Source organism: Marinobacterium iners DSM 11526, assembly GCF_900107855.1.
GTDB classification, from domain to species: Bacteria; Pseudomonadota; Gammaproteobacteria; order Pseudomonadales; family Balneatricaceae; genus Marinobacterium; species Marinobacterium iners.
In genome coordinates, this window is sequence record NZ_FNRJ01000010.1 from 55,818 (window position 1) to 75,516 (window position 19,699).

The window sequence follows — 19,699 nt, forward strand, 5'->3', positions numbered from 1 at the left end:
CTTTATAAAGAGTATCTTGAAAGCATCTTTAATGCAAAGCGTTTAAGTCAGTCTAAAATTCATGGCAGACGCGGTCCCGGCCACTTTCCTTGGCGGCATAAAGTGCCGTATCAGCACGGATACTCATGCTTTTCTGACGATCACCGGGGCGCCAGACAGTGACTCCGATACTGGTAGTGCAGTGGCCAATCAGGGGAAAATTGTGTTCACGGATCGCACGACACAAGCTCTGGGCAAGTGTTTCGGCACTTTCGGCGTTCGTGTTGGGACAGATCACCATGAATTCTTCACCACCCCAGCGGGCAATGACATCATGTTCGCGGCAGTTGCCCCTGAGTATCGTAGCGAAATCGGTCAGGGTGGCATCCCCGGCGGCATGACCGAAGTGATCGTTGATGCGTTTGAAATGGTCGATATCCATCAGTAACACGGCAAAATCATACTGTCCGCCCTGTTCTGCGCGGGCGATCTCCTGGTCAAAAATCCGCTCTATATAGAGACGGTTTTTCAATCGGGTCAGTCGGTCAGTGACTGACAGCTGCTCCAGCATACGGTTTTTCAGCTTCAGCTCTTCATGTGCATCCAGCAGCTGAAGGTTGTTTTCACGGATGGTGTTGTTGAGCCGTGACAATTTGCGGTTCCAGAGCAGAATCAGTACAAGTGCAAAGGCTGTGGCAAGGGTGATCTGGCCAACCAGCGTGTAGTCGGTTCGTTCGGCATAGGTGGGTGCTGTCATCCAGCGGTTGCCGATCGATTCACGCTGATCGCCCGTGACCGACATCAAGGCCTTGTTCATAATCTGGTTGAGAGTTGCGTCTTCTGCGCGCATTGCAAATCGGGCGGTGTAGTTCGGCTCTATCTGGCCGGAGATCTTCAGATTGGCAAAGAAATTTTGTCCCAGCCCGCGGGCCATGGCTGGCAAGGTGTCTGCCACGGCAAAGATATCGCCTTCGTTCAAGGCATTCAGCGCTGTGGGCAGGTCCGGATAAGTATGCAACTGAAGTTCAGGGTAGGATTGCTGCAACCAGAGATGAGGGTCGTCATTCGTGACGACGCCGATGGTTTTCTGCTCAAGCTGTTCGGCACTGCTGACAAACACCTCGTCGAGCCGGGTGGCGATCACCAATGAGGTGTTGAACAGAGGCTGGGTGAAACTAAGGCTTTGCTGCTCGGGCAACAAGGGTGATTTGGAGATCAGATCACAGTGCCCCTGTTGCAGCGCGCTGAGGGCGGTAGCATAGTTGTCTACCGGCACCAGGCGGAAACTAAGACCCGAATGGTTGCGGATTTTTTCCAGCATGTCGGCAAAGGCGCCTACATGGCGGCCGTCTTCAGTGATCTGCTCATACGGCATTCGGTGGCGTTGAACGCAAATACGCAGTGCGGCTCTGGATTCGAGCCAAGCTAGCTCCTGGCCAGTCAGGTGAACATAGTGGGTTGGGTTGTTGGTGCGCGCAATCCACTCTTGCTGCAGTTCGCGCTTTTCTTTTTCGGTCAGGCTGTTCATCGCTTTCTGGAGAATATCGCGCAGCAGCGGCAGGTCTTTGCGCACAGCTAAATGCAGTGACAGCGGTTCGCCACCCTTGATGTTCAGGGTGCTGAGGGTTTTCAGGTTGGGAACACCATACTTCTGACTCAGATGATCGGCGACACTCATCAGCTCAATGGTGGCATCTGCCTGGCCTGTGCTGACCATCATCAGTGATTCAAGGCTGTCTGAAGAAGCAAGCAGGTTGACTCCGGGCACACGGCTGAACTGTTCGTACAGAAAGAAACCGTCGGGCAATACCAGTGATTTGCCTTTCAGCTCTTCCAGGGTGTTGATGGGGCGACTATCACTGTGCTGATACAGCGCCTGCGCAAGTCGCAGGTAAGGGGTTGTAAAATGCATGTACTGCTCACGTTCGGGTGAACGTACGATATTGGTCATGACGTCCAGTTCGCCGCTGCGGATCATCTGAAGGTAGTCGTCCCAGCGCTTGCCGCTGACGAACTCCACCTGCAGACCTGCCCGTTCGGCCAGCAGTCGAACCAGGTCAACCGAGTGCCCGCGGGGCTTGCCGTCTTCGTAAAAGCTGTAAGGTTCGAAGTTTTCTTCGTTATGAACCCGGATTACTGGCAATTGCTTGACGAATTCGCGCTCTTCAGGTGTCAGTGCAACGGTACGGGCATTTCGAATAAAACCAAGGGATTCACTGCCAACCCAGAGGTCAATCAGCTTATCCCATTCATTGTCAGTGATTGCGTCCATTCCTTTCTGCAGCAGTGAACGGATCTCCGGCCTGTCGACGCGGACTCCAAAGCGGAGGTCTTCGCGGCCCACGTTGCGCAACTGGAATTCGCCCGCCACCTTGATGTTGGTATAGGCGTTACGTGAGGCATAGTGGTAGCCGCTGGTCAGGTTCTGGATTGCCGCATCCACCTCGCCAAAGGCCAGCGCTCGTACAAGGCGCTCGTAATCATCAAATTCGACCACATCAATATCGTTGTGGGAGCGAAGCTCAGGCAGGTAAAAGATGTTCTGCAGTACACCAACACGCTTGCCGGACAGGTCGGCAAGGCTTTTGTATTCGCCAAAGTGTTTTTGAGTGAATACAACGGTGGGAATTTCAAAGTAGGGCGTGGTGTAGAGGGTGTAGGGGGTGCGCTCGGGTTTGAATGAGATATCGGCAATGACATCGATCTGCTGTTCGCGCAGCATGCGCAGGTTGTTGGACCACTCGCCGGTATGCACGTCGATGCGCATACCGGTTTTCTGTTCCAACAGCTTAGTCAGGTCAGCGACAAACCCCTTGTGTTGGCCATCCTCAATAAAGGAAAACGGCACAAAGTCATACATGGCGGCCAGTGTAATGGGCTCGCCGCTGTCAATAAGCGCTTGTTCATGCTGGTCCAGCGTCAGATTGTCAGCCCGTGCTGTCGATGCAATAAGCAGTGCCAGTAGAAACAGACTTGCCAGGCAGGCTGAAAGTGTACGCGTCACTGTTTCTATCCCTGTCAGTTCGTATCAGATATTGATCAAGTTGACATGATCAATCGACCTGAAGCAAGCATCCTTGCACTGAACGGATCGATTATTGCATAGGCTCTGGCTGTGAATGACGCAGTCGAGCCAGACTCCAAAGACCCAAAATCGGTCCGGGGAGCAGCAGCCAGGGCAGCCAGTGTACCGGGATCATGACCAGCAGTTGGCTGAGCAGTGCCACTGACAGTACCGAGAGTGTATAGCCCATGCAGTTCATCAGCGTCAGGGCGCTGCCTATAACCTCTGCCGGTGCATTCTGGGTGGATAGCGTCGATAGTTGAGGTGAGTCTGCGGATACGCTCAGGCCCCAGAGCAGCCAGAACACAAACACCAGCAGGAACGGCATTGCGAACATCAACGGCGAAAGCAGGCAGCAGAATCCTGACAGCATCAGCATGCCGCGGGCGACCGGGCCACTGCCCAAGCGGACAGACAGCTTGCCGCCAATAATGCAGCCGATACTGCCGGCACCCAGCACCAAAAAGCTGAGCAGGCCGATATTGAGATCGGTCTCATGCTCCCGGCTCCAGGCCAGTAGCCAGATTGGAGCAAAGGCCCAAACCGCATACAGCTCCCACATGTGGCCAAAATAGCCGCCGGCGGCAAGCCGCAGCGGACGATGGCGCAGGGCAAGACTCAGTGCATGCCAGCGCAATGGTGCGCCGCGATACAGTGCAGGGCCATCAGGTACCCCCAGCAAAATCATCAGCGCGGCGATACCGGAAGCAGCACCGGAAGCCAGAATAACCAGCTGCCAGTGATCGCCCAATACACCGGACAGCAGGTGCGGTGACGCACTGCCCAACACCAGTGCGCCGACAAGATAGCCGAGTGCACGCCCCAGTCCTTGTGGATACCAGCTGGCTGCCAGTTTCATGCCCACCGGATAGATTCCGGCCAGCATCACGCCGCTGAGAAAACGCAACAACAGTAGCTGGTCATAGCTATGGGTATGACAGCCCAGCAGGTAACCGATCAGGGCACTGCTGCCGGCACAAAGTGAAAACAGAATGCGCGGCGAGATGCGATCAGCCAGTGCGATCACGGCAAACAATAATGCACCGCTGATGAAACCCAGCTGTACCGAGTTGGTCAGGCTGGAGACCGCGCTGTCGGGCAAGCCCCAGGCCTTCTGCAGCGCCGGCATGATGGCGTTGCCGGCCAACCAGTTTACGGTACCCAGAAATTGCGCCAGTACCAGCAGCGGCAAAATGCGTGCAGGCCTTTGTATCTCGCTCATTGTGTAATATCCGTTATTTTTATGGCTTTTACTTTACCGGTGCCGTCGGTTACTGGAAAGAGGCTGCCACCGAGCTGGTACCAAAGTAGCGGGACATTCACTAGAATGCGTCTCCCTGTCTCTTCTGTCACATATAGGTGATGCCCCATGGGGCTCTGGATACCCTTTACCATTCTGGCCGCGTTTATGCAGGCCTGGCGCAACGCCTTTCAGAACCGCCTGAGCAAAGATGTAAGTACCGCCGGGGTTACGCTGGCACGTTTCATCTGGGCCAGCCCCTTGGCCGGGTTTTATCTCTGGCTGCTGTATCGCTGGGAAACGGCGCCCATGCCCGCGTTCACTGGATCATTCATACTGCTGATCGTACTGGCCTCCATTGCTCAGATCATTGCTACAGCCTTGATGGTGGTACTGTTTCGCAAGCGCAATTACGCCATCGGAGTCGGACTGGCCAAAAGCGAGGCCGTGATTGCAGCGGTACTGGGAGCGCTGTTTTTTGCCGCGCCGCTGTCACCGCTGGCCTGGGCCGGTGTACTGATCGGCGCGCTGGCATTCTGGCTAATGACCAATCCCGGTGCCCTTCGAGAGGTGTCATTTGGCACGCTGCTGACCGGGCTTGGCAGTGGGCTGGCATTTGCGTTGACCACTCTTTGGGTGCGTGAAGCCAGCCTGTTGCTGGGACTGCCGTTTCTGTACAGCGCAGCCTGGGTGCTGCTGTGTGTGATTGCGACGCAAACGCTTATGCTGTTGGCGTGGTTGCTGTTGCGTGAGCCGCATACGCTGATCGCGCTGTGGCAGAGGCCAAAGCTGGTGTTTGCAATTTCGCTGTTCAGCTGTATCGGTTCGTTGGGCTGGTTTACGGCCATGAGCCTTGAAACCGTGGCGCTGGTCAAAACGCTGGGGCAGATCGAGGTGCTGTTTACCTTGATGATTTCGGCGCGCTGGTTCCGGGAGAAACTCAATGGTCGTGATCTGGCGGGGCTGGGGCTGATCGTAGTCGGTGCCCTCTGCGTGATGCTGGCTTGATCGATCCTGCTGTGAGCAGATGTTCGTCAGTATGCAAGGGGAGGGGGCACCGATTGACGATGCCCCCTGAAAATCATGCCTGCTGAGTCTGCTTAGCGGTGGCAATCCGAGTTGCTTGACCACAGCTGTTCAGGCCGGATACCACTGCCTTGAGCGAGGCGCTGACAGTATCGGCATCCACAGCCATGCCGCAGACGCGCTGGCCTTCCACATTCAGCTGGACGTAGGCGGCGGCTGCAACGTCGGAACCTTCACCCATTGCGTGCTCGGCGTAGTCGACCACATGGATACTGAGCCCGGTGCGGGTCTGCCAGGCGCTGATGAAGGCCGCCATGGCACCCTTGCCCTTGCCCTCGATACACACCTGTTCGCCGTCGACGCTGATGTCGGCCGCCAGGGTTTCGGCATCTCCACTACGCTCGATGCGGTAGCCGTCCAGACTCACCGGTACCTTGTCCTGTACGAAGTGCTGGACAAGCAGGTCATGGATCACCTGACTGTCCAGCTCACCGCCTTGCTCCTCGGTTTTTTTCTGTACGATCGGGGCCAACTCCAGCTGCAGCCAGCGCGGGATGCTGATGCCGAAATCGCGCTCCAGCAGGAAGGTCATGCCGCCCTTGCCGGACTGGCTGTTGACGCGAATCACCGCCTGATAGCCACGGCCCAGATCCGCCGGGTCGATCGGCAGATAGGCGACCTGCCAGGGCTCGTCATCCTGCTGCTGCTTGAGTGACTTGCGGATCGCATCCTGGTGGCTGCCGGAAAACGCCGTGTAGACCAGCTCACCGATCCACGGGTGACGCGGATGAATTGGCAGGCCGGTGCATTCGGTGCAGACCTGAATGATCTCGTCCGGGTTGGACAGATCAAGCTGCGGGTCCACACCTTGGCTGTACAGGTTCAACGCCAGCGTGACGATATCCATGTTGCCGGTACGCTCACCGTTGCCAAGCAAAGTACCTTCCACCCGGTCGGCACCAGCCACCAGGGCCAGCTCAGCGGACGCCACGGCACCGCCACGGTCGTTGTGGGTGTGCACCGAGATGATGGCGCTGTCGCGGCGGCTCAAATGCTGGCAGAAATACTCCACCTGATCGGCAAAGTGGTTCGGCGGACCAACTTCGACGGTTGTCGGGAGGTTGAGAATGCAGCGCTTCTGTGGCGTTGGCTGCCATTCGTCCATCACCGCTTCACAGAGATCAACGGCATAATCCACTTCTGTGCTGGTGAAGCTCTCCGGTGAATACTGGAAGGTCCAATCCGTCTCCGGGTATTTAGAGGCATACTCTTTTACCCAGCGCGCACCGCGCACGGCGATCTGCTTGATCTCGTCCTGGCTCATGCCGAAGACACGCTCACGCTGGATGCGAGATGTAGAGTTGTAGACATGCACCACCGCCTGCTTCACACCCTTGAGTGCCTCGTAGGTGCGAGCAATCAACTCTTCACGCGCCTGCACCAATACCTGTACGCGCACGTCATCAGGGATCTGGTTTTCCTCGATCAACCAGCGGGTAAAGTCGTAATCCGGTTGACTGGCGGACGGAAAACCGATCTCGATCTCCTTGATGCCGAGCTTGACCAGCAAATGCCACAGGCGTTGCTTCTGGGCCACGTTCATCGGCTCCAGCAGGGCCTGGTTGCCATCGCGCAGGTCGACACTGGCCCAGATTGGGGCTTCGGTCACCTGACGGTCGGGCCAGGTACGGGTAAAGCCGGTGACGGGTTCAACCGGCTGATATTTGCGATGGTTAAAGTTGGCACTTGCCATGGTTTTGCTCTCCATTGGTTGTGGGGTGGGCCGCTGCATTAGACATTCCGGGTAGGACTGTCATCGCCGTCAGGGCTCGGGTAGAACCCGTTGGCGCCTGCGCGGACCGAAACTGAATATGGGACACATGATAGGGGATTTATGATGTCAGGCGATTGCTAAATTGCGCTATTTTGGTCTATTTTTGGCAATATAAATCTCAAATTTATTTTATAGAGCAATTTTATGTCGATACATGAAGAGAGGGCGACACTGGATCGCTATGATCATGCCATTTTGCGAATTTTGCAGCAGGAAGGCCGCATCAGTAATCAGGAGCTGGCCGACCGTATCGGTCTGTCGCCGTCACCCTGCCTGCGGCGGGTGCGGGCGCTGGAAGAGAATGGTCTGATTCGTGGCTATCGGGCATTGGTTGATGCCAAAAAACTGGGGCTGAACCTCACCGTAATCCTGCATATTTCCATGGATCGGCACACGCCAGAGCGGTTCGAGAACTTTGAGCGCACGATCGCCGAACTGCCGCAGGTGTTGGAGTGCCTGATCATCACCGGCCAGGATGCCGACTATCAGCTTCGGGTGCTGGTGGAGGACATGGACGCCTACCATGACTTGCTGCTGCACCAGATTACACGTATTGAAGGGGTTACGGGGGTGCACTCCAGTTTCGTGTTGCGCAAGGTACTTGAGCGTGGTGTTGCCTGTTGATACCGGGATGCTGTTAAGTCGCCGTTTGTCCCGTTATGCTGATGTCTTACATGGGCGCCATCCGACAGGAGTCTGACGATGCGAACCACCGAGTCACGTTCCGCGACAGAGACGGGCGGGCGCATGGGCACCTTTGCAGGCGTCTTCACCCCCAGCATCCTCACCATTCTCGGCATTATTCTGTTCCTCCGCCTTGGCTATGTAGTCGGAGCAGCGGGGCTTGGGCTGATGCTGCTGATTCTGCTGGCAGCGAATCTGATCTCGGTGCTGACTAGCCTGTCGCTGTCGGCGGTGGCTACCAATCTGCACGTCAAGAAGGGTGGCGACTACTACCTGATCTCACGCACGCTGGGACAGGAGTTTGGCGGGGCGATCGGACTGGTACTGTTTTTGGCTCAAGCAGTTTCGGTGGGGTTCTACTGTATCGGGTTTGCCGAGGCGGTGGTCGGGATGATCCCGGGTGCGCCGGGCTGGAGTGTTCAGCTGATTGCTGCACTGGCAGCACTGCTGCTGTTCGGCTTTGCCTGGAAAGGCGCCGACTGGGCCACGCGGTTGCAGTTCGGCATTATGGTGATCCTGGCTCTGGCATTGGTATCCTTCTTCATAGGAGGCGTAGAGCGTTTTGATGCCGAACAGCTGTCGGCCAACTGGTCAGTACCAGGTGAGGTTGATTTCTGGCTGCTCTTCGCAATTTTCTTCCCGGCTGTTACCGGCTTTACGCAAGGGGTCAGCATGTCGGGTGAACTGCGTGATCCCGGGCGCAGCATTCCCAATGGCACTTTGAGTGCTGTGGCACTGTCGATACTGGTCTATCTCTTGGCGGCCTTTCTCTTTGCCGGAGCGTTGCCGGCAGAGATTCTGAGCCAGGACTATGCCGCCATGCAGCAAGTGGCGGTGTTTGCGCCCTTGATTCTGGCCGGTGTGCTGGCGGCAACGCTCTCGTCAGCCATGGCCTCGTTCATGGGAGCGCCACGCATTCTGCAGTCGGTGTCGCAGGACCGGTTGTTCCCGCTGCTCAACCCTTTTTCCAAGGGCAGTGGTGCCAGTGACAATCCACGCCGAGCGTTACTGCTGTCGGGTGTGGTTGCGTTGATGACCATCGGCCTGGGTGAACTTGACCTCATTGCACCTGTGGTGTCGATGTTCTTTCTTATCTCCTATGGCTTGATCAACTACGCAACCTGGTTTGAAGCACAATCCGCGAGCCCATCGTTCCGTCCCCGTTTTCGTTTCTATCATCCCTTGCTCAGTCTGGCGGGGGCGCTGGCCTGTCTTGTGGCCATGCTGGCAATTGACCTGCTGGCCGGAATGGTGGCATTGGGTATCATGGCGCTGATCTATCGCTATCTTCAGCTGAAAGCGCCCCTGCCACGCTGGGCGGACGGACGGCGTTCGTATCACACCCGGCAGATACGTCAGCATCTGCTTGCGATTCGCAATGGCCCTGACAGTCCACGTGACTGGCGCCCGAATATTCTGCTGTTTTCTGACAGCAGTCATCGCCGCTTGCCACTGTTGAAACTGGCGGCAGGGCTGGAAGGTGGCAGTGGTTTCGTTACTGCCGTGAAAATGCTGGAGGGTGAAGGACTCCGGTTGCGCCGTCAGCGTGATGAAGTAGAAAAAGTGCTGGCTGACGATATCCAGCGTGCAAGGGTCGATGCCTGGCCGCTGGCGCTGACAGTGAATACATTCGATGCGGGGCTGCGGACCTTGCTGCAAGGCTTTGGTCTCGGCAGCCTCAGAGCCAACCTGATACTGCTTAACTGGCTGGAACATGATCCTCGCACGTTATCAGCTGAGGCTACACATATTTTTGCCCGTCACCTCTGGACCGCTTTCCATGAGGGCTGCAGCCTGCTGGTGTTTGATGGTGATGAAAATCGCTGGGCTCAACTGGAACAGATCCCGCCGGATCAGCGCCGCATCGATATATGGTGGTGGGGCGATGCGTCCAGTCACCTGATGCTGTTACTGGGCCATCTCATGTTGCGCACGCCCGAATGGGAAGGTGCCAGCCTGCGGATTCTGATCGCCCGCAGCGATGAGGACGACCCAACCGCGACACCGGATGATGTGCGCCACTACCTGGAGCAGAGTCGCATTGATGCCCGCGCGGTGCTGATTGATCATACCGACCCCGGCGCACGGGAACGCTATTCGCTGGATGCATCTCTGGTGTTTCTGCCGTTCAGGCTGCAGCGCAACGAACCGGTTGACTGTTACGGGCAGCCTCTTAATGTCGCGCTTGAACCCCTGCCGCTCAGTGTGGCGGTACTGGCCGCCGAGGATATTGATCTGGATGCCGAACCGGAAGAGGGGGAAGCGGCCGAGCGGGCTCGTGCTCTGGACGTCCTGAATGATGCGCGTCGCCTGGCCGAATTAACTGCCGGCGATCTGGAGCAGATGGAGGCCGATTTGGCTGCTGCTGAAGTCGATGCCACTCTGGATCAGGCTGAGTGGGCGCAACGGCAAAACGATCTGGAACAGGCTCGGCGCAGGGCGCTCAAGGCTCGTGCCCGAGTTGAGACAGCTCACCAACTCGCAGTACATGCGGGGGTGCCAGAAGAGATGTTGAAGGCCTGATTTACCAGGCCTGTAGCCGCTCGTGGCGGATCAGCTGTGCCAGCTGCTCGCAGCCGGGTACTTTGCTGCGATAGCGAAGCTCGATGTAGACCGGAGGCAATTCCGGCAGGCCAAGCTGTGAGCCAATGCTCTCCATCCCTTCTGCCAGTGCCCCCTGAGTTCTGACAGTCACACCCAGTCCGGCCCGCACAGCTGCCATCAGGCTGGTAAAGCTGGTGGTTGAATACACGGTACGCCAGCTGATATCGGTGGCATCCAGTGCCTGCAAAGTTGCCTCACGGAACAGGCAGGGCACATTCAGCAATACCAGTGGCAGAGGACGGTTCTTGGACCACTGATAGCCTGCCGGTCCGATCCAGATCAGAGGTTCATAGCCCAACAGTTCACCGCGAACCTGACTGCGGTCCCTGCGCAGAATCAGTGCCAGGTCGTACCGTTCGTCGTCGTAGTCCTGACAGACGCTGTTGCTGTAGTCGGTCTGCACATTCAGGCGGATGCCCGGGTTGTGTTGCTTGAAGCGCGCCAGAATGGAGGGCAGCATGCTTTCGGTCAGCGACAGCGACACTCCTATACGCAGCTCGCCTTCTGCACTTTGCTCGGTGATGGCGGCTAATGCGTCTTCCTGCAGCGCAAGCAACTGGCGAGCATAGCCCAGCATGGTCTCGCCGGTTGAGGTCAGCACGCGCTTGCGCCCCTCGGTACGGAAAAGCGCCACATCCAGTTCCTGCTCCAGACGGCGAACCTGCTGGCTGACGGTGGACTGGGTTTTGTGCAGGCGTTCAGCAGCGCGGATAAAACCATCTTCATCGACCACGGTGACAAATGTGCGCAGCAGCTCGGTACTCAGGTTAGGCTGGGGCATGATCTATCCATTATGAATAACGATCAATACGATCTAAATTAATCGCTATTCATAATACAAGGGCCGGCCTAAGCTGTCATCAAGGATCACAGGGAGGGTTTGATGATGGTTGCCGCTACAGATTCGCAAACACGCAAGGTTCGCCGCTGTCACAATGGCAGTATTGATATGTCATTCTACCTGCCACGAGGCCGTCGACTTCGCGCTGTTGCGTGCATGCGACTGCTTAAAAGCTGTGTACTGGGGGTGACAGGCATCTTTAAAGCAGTAAGCCGCACAGTGCCAGCCCCGCCTGACCGCTGGCGAGCACCTGCAGAAACAGTTAAAGCACCACCGGGTCGGTATAGCTCTTCTCGTTGATGTATGTGTGACAGTGTGGGGTGCTAAGTTCCGTTAACCTGGCTGCTTTTGGGTACGGTAACGGTTGGGGCTGACGCCCAAGTGTTCTCGAAACATCAGGATGAAAGGGGCTGGAGCACTGTACCCCAGCTCCAGCGCAATCCGGGTGACGCTCATCTCCGTGCCCAGCATCTCTATGGCCTTCATCAGGCGCAGACGAGCATACCAGCCTTGCAGAGTGAGTCCTGTTTCACGACGGAAGTGCCGCTCCAGTGTGCGGGTCGACATCGCCATTTCGGCTGCAATCTGATCCAGACCGGGTCGTTTTCCAGGGCGTGCATAGAGCCGAGTGCAGAGTTTGGCCAGTCGGGTATCGGCGGGCCAGGGCAGGGTGTGCCCGCGTTGTGGCAGGCGTCCCAGGGTTTGCAGCATCAACTGGATCAGATTGTGCTCATAACCGTGCAGCGGGTACTCCACCTCAAAGTCGGCCGCCGCCAGCATCAGTTCACGCATCAGCGGGGAGACCTCCAGTACCAGAGGGATCGCTGTGTCGAGTGCGTTAAACCCGGTTTGGATATAGAGGCTTTTCAGCTCGGCACCGAACTCGGTATAGGTACTGTGCTCGACCCCTGCCGGCAGCCAGACGGCCGTGCCGGAAGGCACGAAAAGGCGCTGTTCTTCCAGATTCGTCACCAGGGTGCCTGAGGTGGCATAGAGCAGCTGGTGCCAGTCATGTGTATGTGGCGGGAACAGGTGTCGAGGCGGCATCAGCTGCTGGCGAACGTAGATCTGACGTGGCAGTGAGTGCATCTCGGGCGGTGATAGTCGAGTGATGGCGTTATTCATCGATCAGGTCTGCATTCGTGGCCCATGCCTGTATTGAATGTTCAAGGTTGCATCAATCGATCATGCTTGTCGAGTTTCATATGTAATCTGTCATTTTATATGAAGAATAGACTGTCTCTGTCCTCTAATCTGATGAACATCAGAAAACAGGAGGGTGGAGAATGCTGACCGAGAAGGTAAAGGTCCTGATTGCCAGCGTGATGGCTGTGGTCATCACGGTAGGGATAGCACGTTTTGCCTATACCCCGATGATTCCGGAAATGATGTCAGGTGCCGGGCTGAACAATGCTCTGGCCGGTATGCTGGCCACGGCTAATTATGCGGGATACTTCAGTGGTGCCTTGCTGATCTCGTTTATCCGCTCGTCGGGCCTGAAAATATGGCTGTACAAGGCCGGCTTGTTGGGCGCGGTTCTGACCACTGGCCTGATGGGGTGCACAAGCCAGGAGTGGCTCTGGTATCTGCTGCGTTTTCTGTCAGGGTTGAGCAGTTCTGCTGGCGTATTGATCGGTGCTGGCCTGTTGATGAGCTGGCTTCTGCGACAGGGGCATAAGCCCGAACTGGGTATTTTCTTTTCGGGGCTGGGAATCGGTATTGTCATGACGGCACTGCTGGCGGAGATGATTCGACTCCGCTTCAGCTGGGACCAGCAATGGATGATCTACGGGTTTTCCGCCCTGATCCTGCTGTTGCCGGTTTGGTGGTGGAGCCCGGACTACCGCCGCTGCCTGCCCGCCAGTGCAGCCGCGCCAACTTACGAAGCACGAAGGATCAGTCCATTCATGTTGCTGCTTCAGTTGGCCTATTTCTGTGCCGGTGTGGGCTATGTGGTGACGGCGACGTTTCTGGTCGCCATTGCGGAAGCTTCGCCCCTGCTGGAAGGCCGTGGTTGGCTGATCTGGCTGGTGACCGGCATTGCGGCGGCGCCTGCGTGCTGGCTGTGGGATTTGCTGGTGCGCAGGCAGGGAGACTGGCTGGCATTGCTGCTGGCTTACCTGCTCAATGCGGCCAGTGTGCTGTTGTTGCTGATGACAACCGGGCTGGCAGGTGTCATGTTGAGTGCGATCATCTACGGCGTCAGCTTTATCGGTATTGTCAGTATGACGCTGGCAATGGTGGGGCGGCTCTACCCGGAGAATCCCTCGCGGCCGATGGGACGGCTCACCTTCGGCTACGGCATCGCGCAGATGCTGGCGCCCATGATAGTCGGTTATCTGGCGCAGTCGGAAGGCAGCTACAAGAGTGGGTTGCTCATCACGCTGGTGGTGATTATTGTCGGTGCAGTGTTGTTGACAGGGGCCTGGTTTGTGCAACAGCAAGGCATGGAGCCTGACGATACGGCACAGTCGTCCGTAGATGTCTTGGACTATGAGGGACTATGAAGGACTATGAGGGACGATGCGGGCGCCCTGTGGCAACCCGCAGAGATTCAGCTTCAGGCACTGAGTTTAGCTGAGATTCGGGCAACGTGTGCGCCCTGAAAGTGGGCCATGGTCAACTCTTGCTCTGAAGGTGTGCGTGAGCCGTCGGCACCAGCAATGGTGGCAGCCCCCAGCGGTGAACCGCCGTGTACGGAACTGATATCAGTCATCTCCGGCAGCGCATAGGGCAGCCCTACCACGACCATGCCGTGATGGAACAGGGTAGTGTGGAATGACTGGATGGTGGTTTCGTTGCCGCCACCAGTGCCGGTACTGGTGAAAACACTGCCCACCTTGCCGACCAGCGCTCCCTTTGCCCACAGCCCACCGGTCTGGTCAAGGAAGTTGCGCATCTGGCTGGCCATGTTACCGAAGCGGGTCGGCGTGCCGAAGATGATGGCATCATATTGGTCCAGTTCCTTGGGGTCGGCGATGGGAGCCGCCTGATCCAGCTTAACCCCAGCGTTGCGGGCAGCCTCTTCCGGCATCAGTTCGGGAACGCGCTTGATGACCACCTCGGTATCCTCAACTGACTGGGCACCTTCTGCAATGGTCCGGGCCAGGGTTTCAATGTGACCGTAGGATGAATAGTAAAGTACAAGAATCTTGCTCATGATTGCATCTCCTGAGTTTTATTGACTGACAGCTTTACGCTGATGTGGCTGGTTAAGGTTCAGAGTCGGGCCGACAGGCACCACACCGGTCGGATTGATGGTGTGATGACTGCGGTAATAGTGGTGCTTGATGTGTTGCATGTTGACCGTCTCGCTCACACCGGGCCATTGATAAAGCTCACGTACGTATCCCCAGAGGTTAGGGTAGTCGACGATCCGTTTCAGGTTGCACTTGAAGTGACCGTGGTAGACGGCATCAAATCGAATCAAGGTCGTGAACAGACGCCAGTCTGCCTCGGTGATCTGGTCGCCCAGTAGGTAGCGATGGGAGCCAAGCCGGGTATCCAGTGCGTCCAGGGCTTCAAACAGGGGGTGAACAGCCTGTTCGTAGGCTTCCTGAGTGGTTGCAAACCCCGCCTTGTATACACCGTTGTTGATGCGGTCGTAAATCTCACTGTTCAGCGTGTCGATCTCACTGCGCAGCAGTTGAGGGTAGTAATCCCCTGGGGCGGCACCAATCTCATCAAAGGCGGAGTTCAGGATGCGGATGATCTCCGCTGACTCGTTGTTGACGATGGTCTGACGTTGCTTGTCCCAAAGTACTGGAACGGTGACGCGGCCCGAGTAGTTCGGATCGGCTTTAAGGTAGAGCTGGTAGAGGTAATCCAGCCCATATAGTTCATCTCCGGTTGCACCCGGCTCCGTTGCGAAAGTCCAGCCGTGGTCACCCATGTAGCTGTGTACCACCGAAACCGAGATCATTTTCTCCAGTCCCTTCAAGTGGCGAAAAATCAAGGTGCGATGGGCCCAGGGGCAGGCGAGGGAGACATACAAATGGTAGCGGCCGGGTTCTGCCTGAAAACCGTCTTCGCCGCTGGGGCCGGGCTGGCCGTTGGCAGTAATCCAGTTACGAAACTGTGACTCCGACCGCACGAAGCGACCCTGATTGGATTTGGTGTCATACCACTGGTCAACCCAGCGGCCATCAAGCAGTAAGCCCATGAAAATCTCCTGATTGTCAGTGACGTCGGTTAATTGAAAGTCCTGGCTGGAGCGACATCAGAGCTTAGCTCTGACGCTGGTGCAACATTCGGTCGAGTGACAGGTTGCCGCCACCGCTGATTAACAGAGAAACGGCTATGGCCAGCAAAGAGAGAGCAAACTCGTAACCGTTGTTCGACATGAACAGTCCGTTACCGATATGCACGGCGAAAATGGCGACCAACATGGCAAAGGCCAGCGCTGCTGCCGCCGGGCGTACCAGCAGACCGATAAGAATCGCCAGACCACCGAAGAATTCAGCACTGCCGGCCAGCAGCGCCATCAGATACCCTGGCTCAAGGCCAATGGACGCCATCCACTGACCTGTACCTTCAAGACCGTAACCACCGAAAGCGCCGAACAGTTTCTGTGCGCCGTGTGCCATGAAAATAACACCTGCCGGGACACGCAGTGCCAAGGGAGCAAAACTGTCGGATGTATTCAGCAGGCGTGTGATCAGTGAGGCGTTCATCGTGTTTCTCCACGTGTTTGATGGCTTGAGTTAACTATAGTTGTCATGTGATTGATTAAAAATGGCTAAAATTAGCTCATATTGATCAGATTTATAGATTATTTGGTGGGCTATGCTGTCTCAGATTATGGCTAATATCTGAATAACTGTTTTTATATACAGTCTTTATCGACATGTGTTGTCTGATCTCTTACTCTTGGCATTCCCAAGCCAATGCCCCGAATATCATGAAGCTCTACATCGCCGAAAAACCAAGCCTTGCCCGTGCCATCGCCGCCGTACTGCCCGGGCCTCAGAAGAAAGAGGAGGGGCTGATCCGCTGTGGCGGTGATCAGGTGGTGAGCTGGTGCATCGGCCATCTACTGGAGCAGGCCGAGCCTGATGCCTACGATCCGGCCTACAAACAGTGGCGATTGGAACATCTGCCCATCGTACCCGGTGAATGGCAGTTGAAGCCGCGCAGCGGTGTGGCCAAGCAGGTGGCGGTATTGCGCAAGCTGGTGAAACAGGCGGACCAGATCGTCCATGCCGGTGACCCGGACCGCGAAGGCCAGTTGCTGGTGGATGAAGTGATCGACTTTCTCAAGGTACCGGCTACCAAGCGGTCACAGATGCAGCGCTGTCTGATTTCGGACCTGAACCCCGAGGCGGTGCGCCGTGCCATTGCGCGGCTTAAGCCTAATCAGGACTTTGTACCGCTGTCGGTGTCCGCATTAGCCCGTTCCCGCGCCGACTGGCTGTTCGGTATCAACATGACCCGGGCGCTGACCATCAAGGGTCGCAGTGCCGGCTATGACGGCGTGTTGTCCGTGGGACGGGTACAGACACCGGTGCTGGGGCTGGTGGTACAGCGTGATGCCGAGATTGCCGCCTTTGTGCCCAAGCCCTATTACGAAGTGGATGCTCATCTGCTCACCGAGCGGGGCGAGCGTTTTACCGCCCGCTGGCAACCCAGTGAAGCCTGCGCCCGTTTTCAGGACGAAGAGGGGCGGGTGCTGTCAAAGCCGCTGGCCGAAAACGTGGTGCAGCGCATTACCGGCCAGCCAGGTGTGGTCACCAAGGATGAACGCAAGACCGGCCAGCAGGCAGTGCCGCTGCCCTATAACCTGTCGTCGCTGCAGATCGACTGTGCCAAACGTTTTGGTCTCAATGCCCAGCAGGTGCTGGATGCGGCCCAGGCACTGTATGAAAAACATCAGCTGATCACCTATCCTCGGTCCGACTGCCGTTACCTGCCTGCCGAACACTTTTCCGAAGCACCTCGTGTCACTCAGGCGATCGCTCGTACCCTGCCGGAGTTGGCGGGAGCGGCACAGAAGGCCGATTTGAGCCTCAGGTCCAAGGCGTGGAACGACAAAAAGGTGGAAGCGCATCATGCGATCATCCCCACCAGCAAGGCGGCGGCTTCGGATCGGTTGAGCCGTGCCGAGCTGCAGGTGTACAGCCAGATCGCCCGTCAGTATCTGATGCAGTTCTACCCGCCCTGTCGCTATGCCGATCGGCGTGTCGAGGTGGAGGTTGCCGGTGGCCAGTTTGTGGCCAAGGTGCGTCAGATCACCGATCCGGGCTGGAAGGCGTTGATGGGCAAGGAGGCGCAGGAGGAGGACGAAGGTCAGCTGCCCGCGCTCACGGTGGGCGAGTCACTGCACTGTGAACGTGGTGAGCTGCTGGAAAAAATGACCCAGCCGCCCAAGGCGTTCACCGATGCCAGCCTGCTGGCGGCCATGACCGGCATTGCGCGCTTTGTGCAGGATGCAGAGCTGCGCAAGGTGCTGCGCGATACCGATGGCCTTGGCACCGAGGCCACCCGTGCCGGTATTATCGAATTGTTGTTCAAGCGCGGTTTTCTACAGCGTCAGGGCAAGCAGATTCACGCCACCGAGGCGGGCAAGGCACTGATCGCGGCACTGCCGGAGGAGCTGAGCCGACCGGACATGACCGCACACTGGGAATCGCAGCTGGATGCGATCAGCCGCAAGGCATTCAGCTATCAAGGGTTCATGCAGCCGCTGGAGCAGGCGCTACCGCAGCTGATCGAGCAGATCCGGCCCCAGGCAATGAACGGCATCAAGGCTCCGGCTGGACGCAAGGGTGGTGCAAACCGAGGCAAGCGAAGCGGCAGCCCGCGCAGGAAGGGATCACCCACTGCTCGGCGCAAGACGGCAAAAGCCGGCTGAGATTGAGAGAGCAGGCCGTGATTTTGTGTGCCCGAGCCGCTACCCTTAACAGATTAAGTATCAGCCACGTGATAACAAGAGAGACACAGAACATGCTGGAAAGACGCGACTTCTATATCAACGGCCAATGGGTGGCACCGACTCAGGCCAATGACCTTGAGGTGATTGACCCCTCCACTGAAAACGTCTGTGCCGTCATATCCCTGGGCACTCAGGCCGATACCGATGCCGCTGTGGCCGCGGCCCGCACCGCATTTGAAAGCTGGAGTCAGACCACCAAAGAGGAGCGGCTGGCGCTGCTGGAAAAGCTGTACAGCCGCTACAAGGCCCGTTCTCAGGAGATGGCCGAGGCGATCTCGCTGGAGATGGGCGCGCCGATTGCCCTCGCCCAGAGTGCTCAGTGGGGGGCGGGTGCCGGCCACCTGAAAAATTTCATTCGCGTGCTGCGCGAATATGAATTCGAGACCCCGTTGGGTGAGCATGCACCGGGCAACCAGATTCTTCGAGATCCGATCGGCGTGTGTGGTCTGATTACGCCCTGGAACTGGCCGATGAACCAGGTCACTCTGAAAGTGGCAGCGGCACTGGCAGCGGGTTGTACCATGGTGCTCAAGCCGTCCGAGATTGCGCCGCTTTCGGCCATGCTGTTTGCCGAGATGATCGATGAAGCCGGTTTACCGGCCGGTGTGTTCAATCTGGTGAACGGTAATGGTGCCGGTGTCGGGACTCAGCTGTCCGGACATCCCGATATCGATATGATCTCGTTCACCGGCTCGACCCGTGCCGGTATCGCCATCTCCAAAAATGCGGCTGACACGGTTAAGCGAGTCAGTCTTGAGCTGGGCGGCAAGGGGGCCAATATCATCTTTGCCGACGCGGATGAGAAGGCGGTAGTGCGTGGCGTTCGCCACTGCTTCATGAACTCGGGGCAGTCGTGCAATGCGCCGACCCGTATGCTGGTTGAGCGATCCATCTATGATCACGCGGTACAAACGGCCATTGAGGTGGCAGCCAAAACCGAGGTCAATCAGGCGTCACTGGAGGGCAAGCATATCGGACCGGTGGTCTCCAAAGCCCAGTTCGACAAGATTCAGGGGCTGATTCAGCAGGGCATCGATGAGGGTGCACGGCTGGTGGCGGGTGGTACCGGCAGACCGGACGGAATGAGCGAAGGCTACTTTGTGCGCCCCACCGTATTTGCCGATGTTACCAACGAGATGACCATTGCCCGTGAGGAAATCTTTGGGCCGGTGCTGTCGATCATCCCCTTTGACAGCGAAGAAGAAGCGCTGCGCATCGCCAATGACAGCCCCTATGGTCTGACGCATTATGTGCAGACACAGGATGCCGACAAGGCCAAGCGTGTGGCGCGCAAGTTGCGTTCGGGTATGGTACAGATGAACGGTGAATCGCTGGGTGGCGGAGCGCCCTTTGGTGGCTACAAGCAGTCCGGCAATGGTCGCGAGGGCGGCCCCTGGGGGCTGGAGGAGTATCTGGAAGTGAAGGTCGTGACCGGCTGGAGCTGATTTTTCTGGCCCCACTGGCCAAACGGTAGCCCTGTACCGGTAAGACGGAAC

General features: G+C 57.3%; 14 protein-coding genes. 6 read left to right on the plus strand and 8 right to left on the minus strand.

Going from position 1 to position 19,699, the window contains the following annotated elements; translation table 11 throughout:
- Positions 1 to 52 precede the first annotated feature (52 nt).
- Positions 53 to 2,983 (minus strand): transporter substrate-binding domain-containing diguanylate cyclase, encoded by a 2,931-nt coding sequence (locus BLV48_RS11595; RefSeq protein ID WP_091826952.1) that lies wholly within the window; start codon positions 2,981 to 2,983, stop codon positions 53 to 55.
- A gap of 91 nt (positions 2,984 to 3,074) precedes the next feature.
- Positions 3,075 to 4,265, minus strand: a complete 1,191-nt coding sequence (locus tag BLV48_RS11600) for an MFS transporter (RefSeq protein WP_091826953.1) — start codon at positions 4,263 to 4,265, stop codon at positions 3,075 to 3,077.
- Positions 4,266 to 4,412: 147 nt separating this feature from the next.
- On the opposite strand from BLV48_RS11600, the gene BLV48_RS11605 reads away from it, so the two are divergent.
- Positions 4,413 to 5,291 carry a DMT family transporter gene (locus BLV48_RS11605; RefSeq protein ID WP_091826954.1) on the plus strand — a complete coding sequence of 293 codons (879 nt, stop codon included), beginning with the start codon at positions 4,413 to 4,415 and terminating at the stop codon, positions 5,289 to 5,291.
- A gap of 73 nt (positions 5,292 to 5,364) precedes the next feature.
- Here the strand turns inward: BLV48_RS11605 and leuA are convergent, their stop codons facing one another.
- Positions 5,365 to 7,101: a 2-isopropylmalate synthase gene (gene leuA / locus BLV48_RS11610; RefSeq protein WP_422730697.1), complete on the minus strand. Its 1,737-nt coding sequence runs from the start codon at positions 7,099 to 7,101 to the stop codon at positions 5,365 to 5,367.
- Positions 7,102 to 7,287: 186 nt separating this feature from the next.
- Between leuA and BLV48_RS11615 the strand changes: the two genes are divergently transcribed.
- Together BLV48_RS11615 and BLV48_RS11620 are read left to right on the plus strand one after the other, a co-directional pair.
- Positions 7,288 to 7,767, plus strand: a complete 480-nt coding sequence (locus tag BLV48_RS11615) for an Lrp/AsnC family transcriptional regulator (RefSeq protein WP_091826955.1) — start codon at positions 7,288 to 7,290, stop codon at positions 7,765 to 7,767.
- Positions 7,768 to 7,845: 78 nt separating this feature from the next.
- Complete coding sequence (locus BLV48_RS11620) at positions 7,846 to 10,350, plus strand: APC family permease (RefSeq protein ID WP_091826956.1); 2,505 nt, start codon at positions 7,846 to 7,848, stop codon at positions 10,348 to 10,350.
- 1 nt (position 10,351) lies between these two features.
- Here the strand turns inward: BLV48_RS11620 and BLV48_RS11625 are convergent, their stop codons facing one another.
- Positions 10,352 to 11,212: a LysR substrate-binding domain-containing protein gene (locus BLV48_RS11625; protein WP_091826957.1), complete on the minus strand. Its 861-nt coding sequence runs from the start codon at positions 11,210 to 11,212 to the stop codon at positions 10,352 to 10,354.
- A gap of 393 nt (positions 11,213 to 11,605) precedes the next feature.
- On the minus strand, positions 11,606 to 12,397 hold the full coding sequence (locus BLV48_RS11630) for an AraC family transcriptional regulator (protein WP_091826958.1): 792 nt from the start codon (positions 12,395 to 12,397) through the stop codon (positions 11,606 to 11,608).
- 161 nt (positions 12,398 to 12,558) lie between these two features.
- On the opposite strand from BLV48_RS11630, the gene BLV48_RS11635 reads away from it, so the two are divergent.
- On the plus strand, positions 12,559 to 13,779 hold the full coding sequence (locus BLV48_RS11635) for a YbfB/YjiJ family MFS transporter (RefSeq protein ID WP_091826959.1): 1,221 nt from the start codon (positions 12,559 to 12,561) through the stop codon (positions 13,777 to 13,779).
- A 53-nt stretch (positions 13,780 to 13,832) separates the two neighbouring features.
- Here the strand turns inward: BLV48_RS11635 and wrbA are convergent, their stop codons facing one another.
- The 3 genes from wrbA to BLV48_RS11650 form a co-directional block, all read right to left on the minus strand.
- On the minus strand, positions 13,833 to 14,432 hold the full coding sequence (gene wrbA / locus BLV48_RS11640; RefSeq protein ID WP_091826960.1) for an NAD(P)H:quinone oxidoreductase: 600 nt from the start codon (positions 14,430 to 14,432) through the stop codon (positions 13,833 to 13,835).
- 18 nt (positions 14,433 to 14,450) lie between these two features.
- Complete coding sequence (locus tag BLV48_RS11645) at positions 14,451 to 15,434, minus strand: glutathione S-transferase family protein (protein WP_091826961.1); 984 nt, start codon at positions 15,432 to 15,434, stop codon at positions 14,451 to 14,453.
- Positions 15,435 to 15,498: 64 nt separating this feature from the next.
- Positions 15,499 to 15,945, minus strand: coding sequence for a DoxX family protein (locus BLV48_RS11650; protein WP_091826962.1), 447 nt, complete (start codon positions 15,943 to 15,945; stop codon positions 15,499 to 15,501).
- A gap of 227 nt (positions 15,946 to 16,172) precedes the next feature.
- Between BLV48_RS11650 and BLV48_RS11655 the strand changes: the two genes are divergently transcribed.
- Positions 16,173 to 18,122 carry a DNA topoisomerase III gene (locus tag BLV48_RS11655; protein ID WP_091827034.1) on the plus strand — a complete coding sequence of 650 codons (1,950 nt, stop codon included), beginning with the start codon at positions 16,173 to 16,175 and terminating at the stop codon, positions 18,120 to 18,122.
- Between the two features lie 92 nt (positions 18,123 to 18,214).
- Positions 18,215 to 19,648 carry an aldehyde dehydrogenase family protein gene (locus tag BLV48_RS11660; protein ID WP_091826963.1) on the plus strand — a complete coding sequence of 478 codons (1,434 nt, stop codon included), beginning with the start codon at positions 18,215 to 18,217 and terminating at the stop codon, positions 19,646 to 19,648.
- Positions 19,649 to 19,699: the final 51 nt, after the last annotated feature.

Excerpts from the sequence above, each read along its gene's own strand:
- BLV48_RS11600 (WP_091826953.1), bottom strand. The coding sequence starts at position 4,265 with ATGAGCGAGATACAAAGGCCTGCACGCATTTTGCCGCTGCTGGTACTG.
- BLV48_RS11605 (WP_091826954.1), top strand. The coding sequence starts at position 4,413 with ATGGGGCTCTGGATACCCTTTACCATTCTGGCCGCGTTTATGCAGGCC.
- leuA (WP_422730697.1), bottom strand. The coding sequence starts at position 7,101 with ATGCAGCGGCCCACCCCACAACCAATGGAGAGCAAAACCATGGCAAGT.
- BLV48_RS11615 (WP_091826955.1), top strand. The coding sequence starts at position 7,288 with ATGTCGATACATGAAGAGAGGGCGACACTGGATCGCTATGATCATGCC.
- BLV48_RS11620 (WP_091826956.1), top strand. The coding sequence starts at position 7,846 with ATGCGAACCACCGAGTCACGTTCCGCGACAGAGACGGGCGGGCGCATG.
- BLV48_RS11625 (WP_091826957.1), bottom strand. The coding sequence starts at position 11,212 with ATGCCCCAGCCTAACCTGAGTACCGAGCTGCTGCGCACATTTGTCACC.
- BLV48_RS11630 (WP_091826958.1), bottom strand. The coding sequence starts at position 12,397 with ATGAATAACGCCATCACTCGACTATCACCGCCCGAGATGCACTCACTG.
- BLV48_RS11635 (WP_091826959.1), top strand. The coding sequence starts at position 12,559 with ATGCTGACCGAGAAGGTAAAGGTCCTGATTGCCAGCGTGATGGCTGTG.
- wrbA (WP_091826960.1), bottom strand. The coding sequence starts at position 14,432 with ATGAGCAAGATTCTTGTACTTTACTATTCATCCTACGGTCACATTGAA.
- BLV48_RS11645 (WP_091826961.1), bottom strand. The coding sequence starts at position 15,434 with ATGGGCTTACTGCTTGATGGCCGCTGGGTTGACCAGTGGTATGACACC.
- BLV48_RS11650 (WP_091826962.1), bottom strand. The coding sequence starts at position 15,945 with ATGAACGCCTCACTGATCACACGCCTGCTGAATACATCCGACAGTTTT.
- BLV48_RS11655 (WP_091827034.1), top strand. The coding sequence starts at position 16,173 with ATGAAGCTCTACATCGCCGAAAAACCAAGCCTTGCCCGTGCCATCGCC.
- BLV48_RS11660 (WP_091826963.1), top strand. The coding sequence starts at position 18,215 with ATGCTGGAAAGACGCGACTTCTATATCAACGGCCAATGGGTGGCACCG.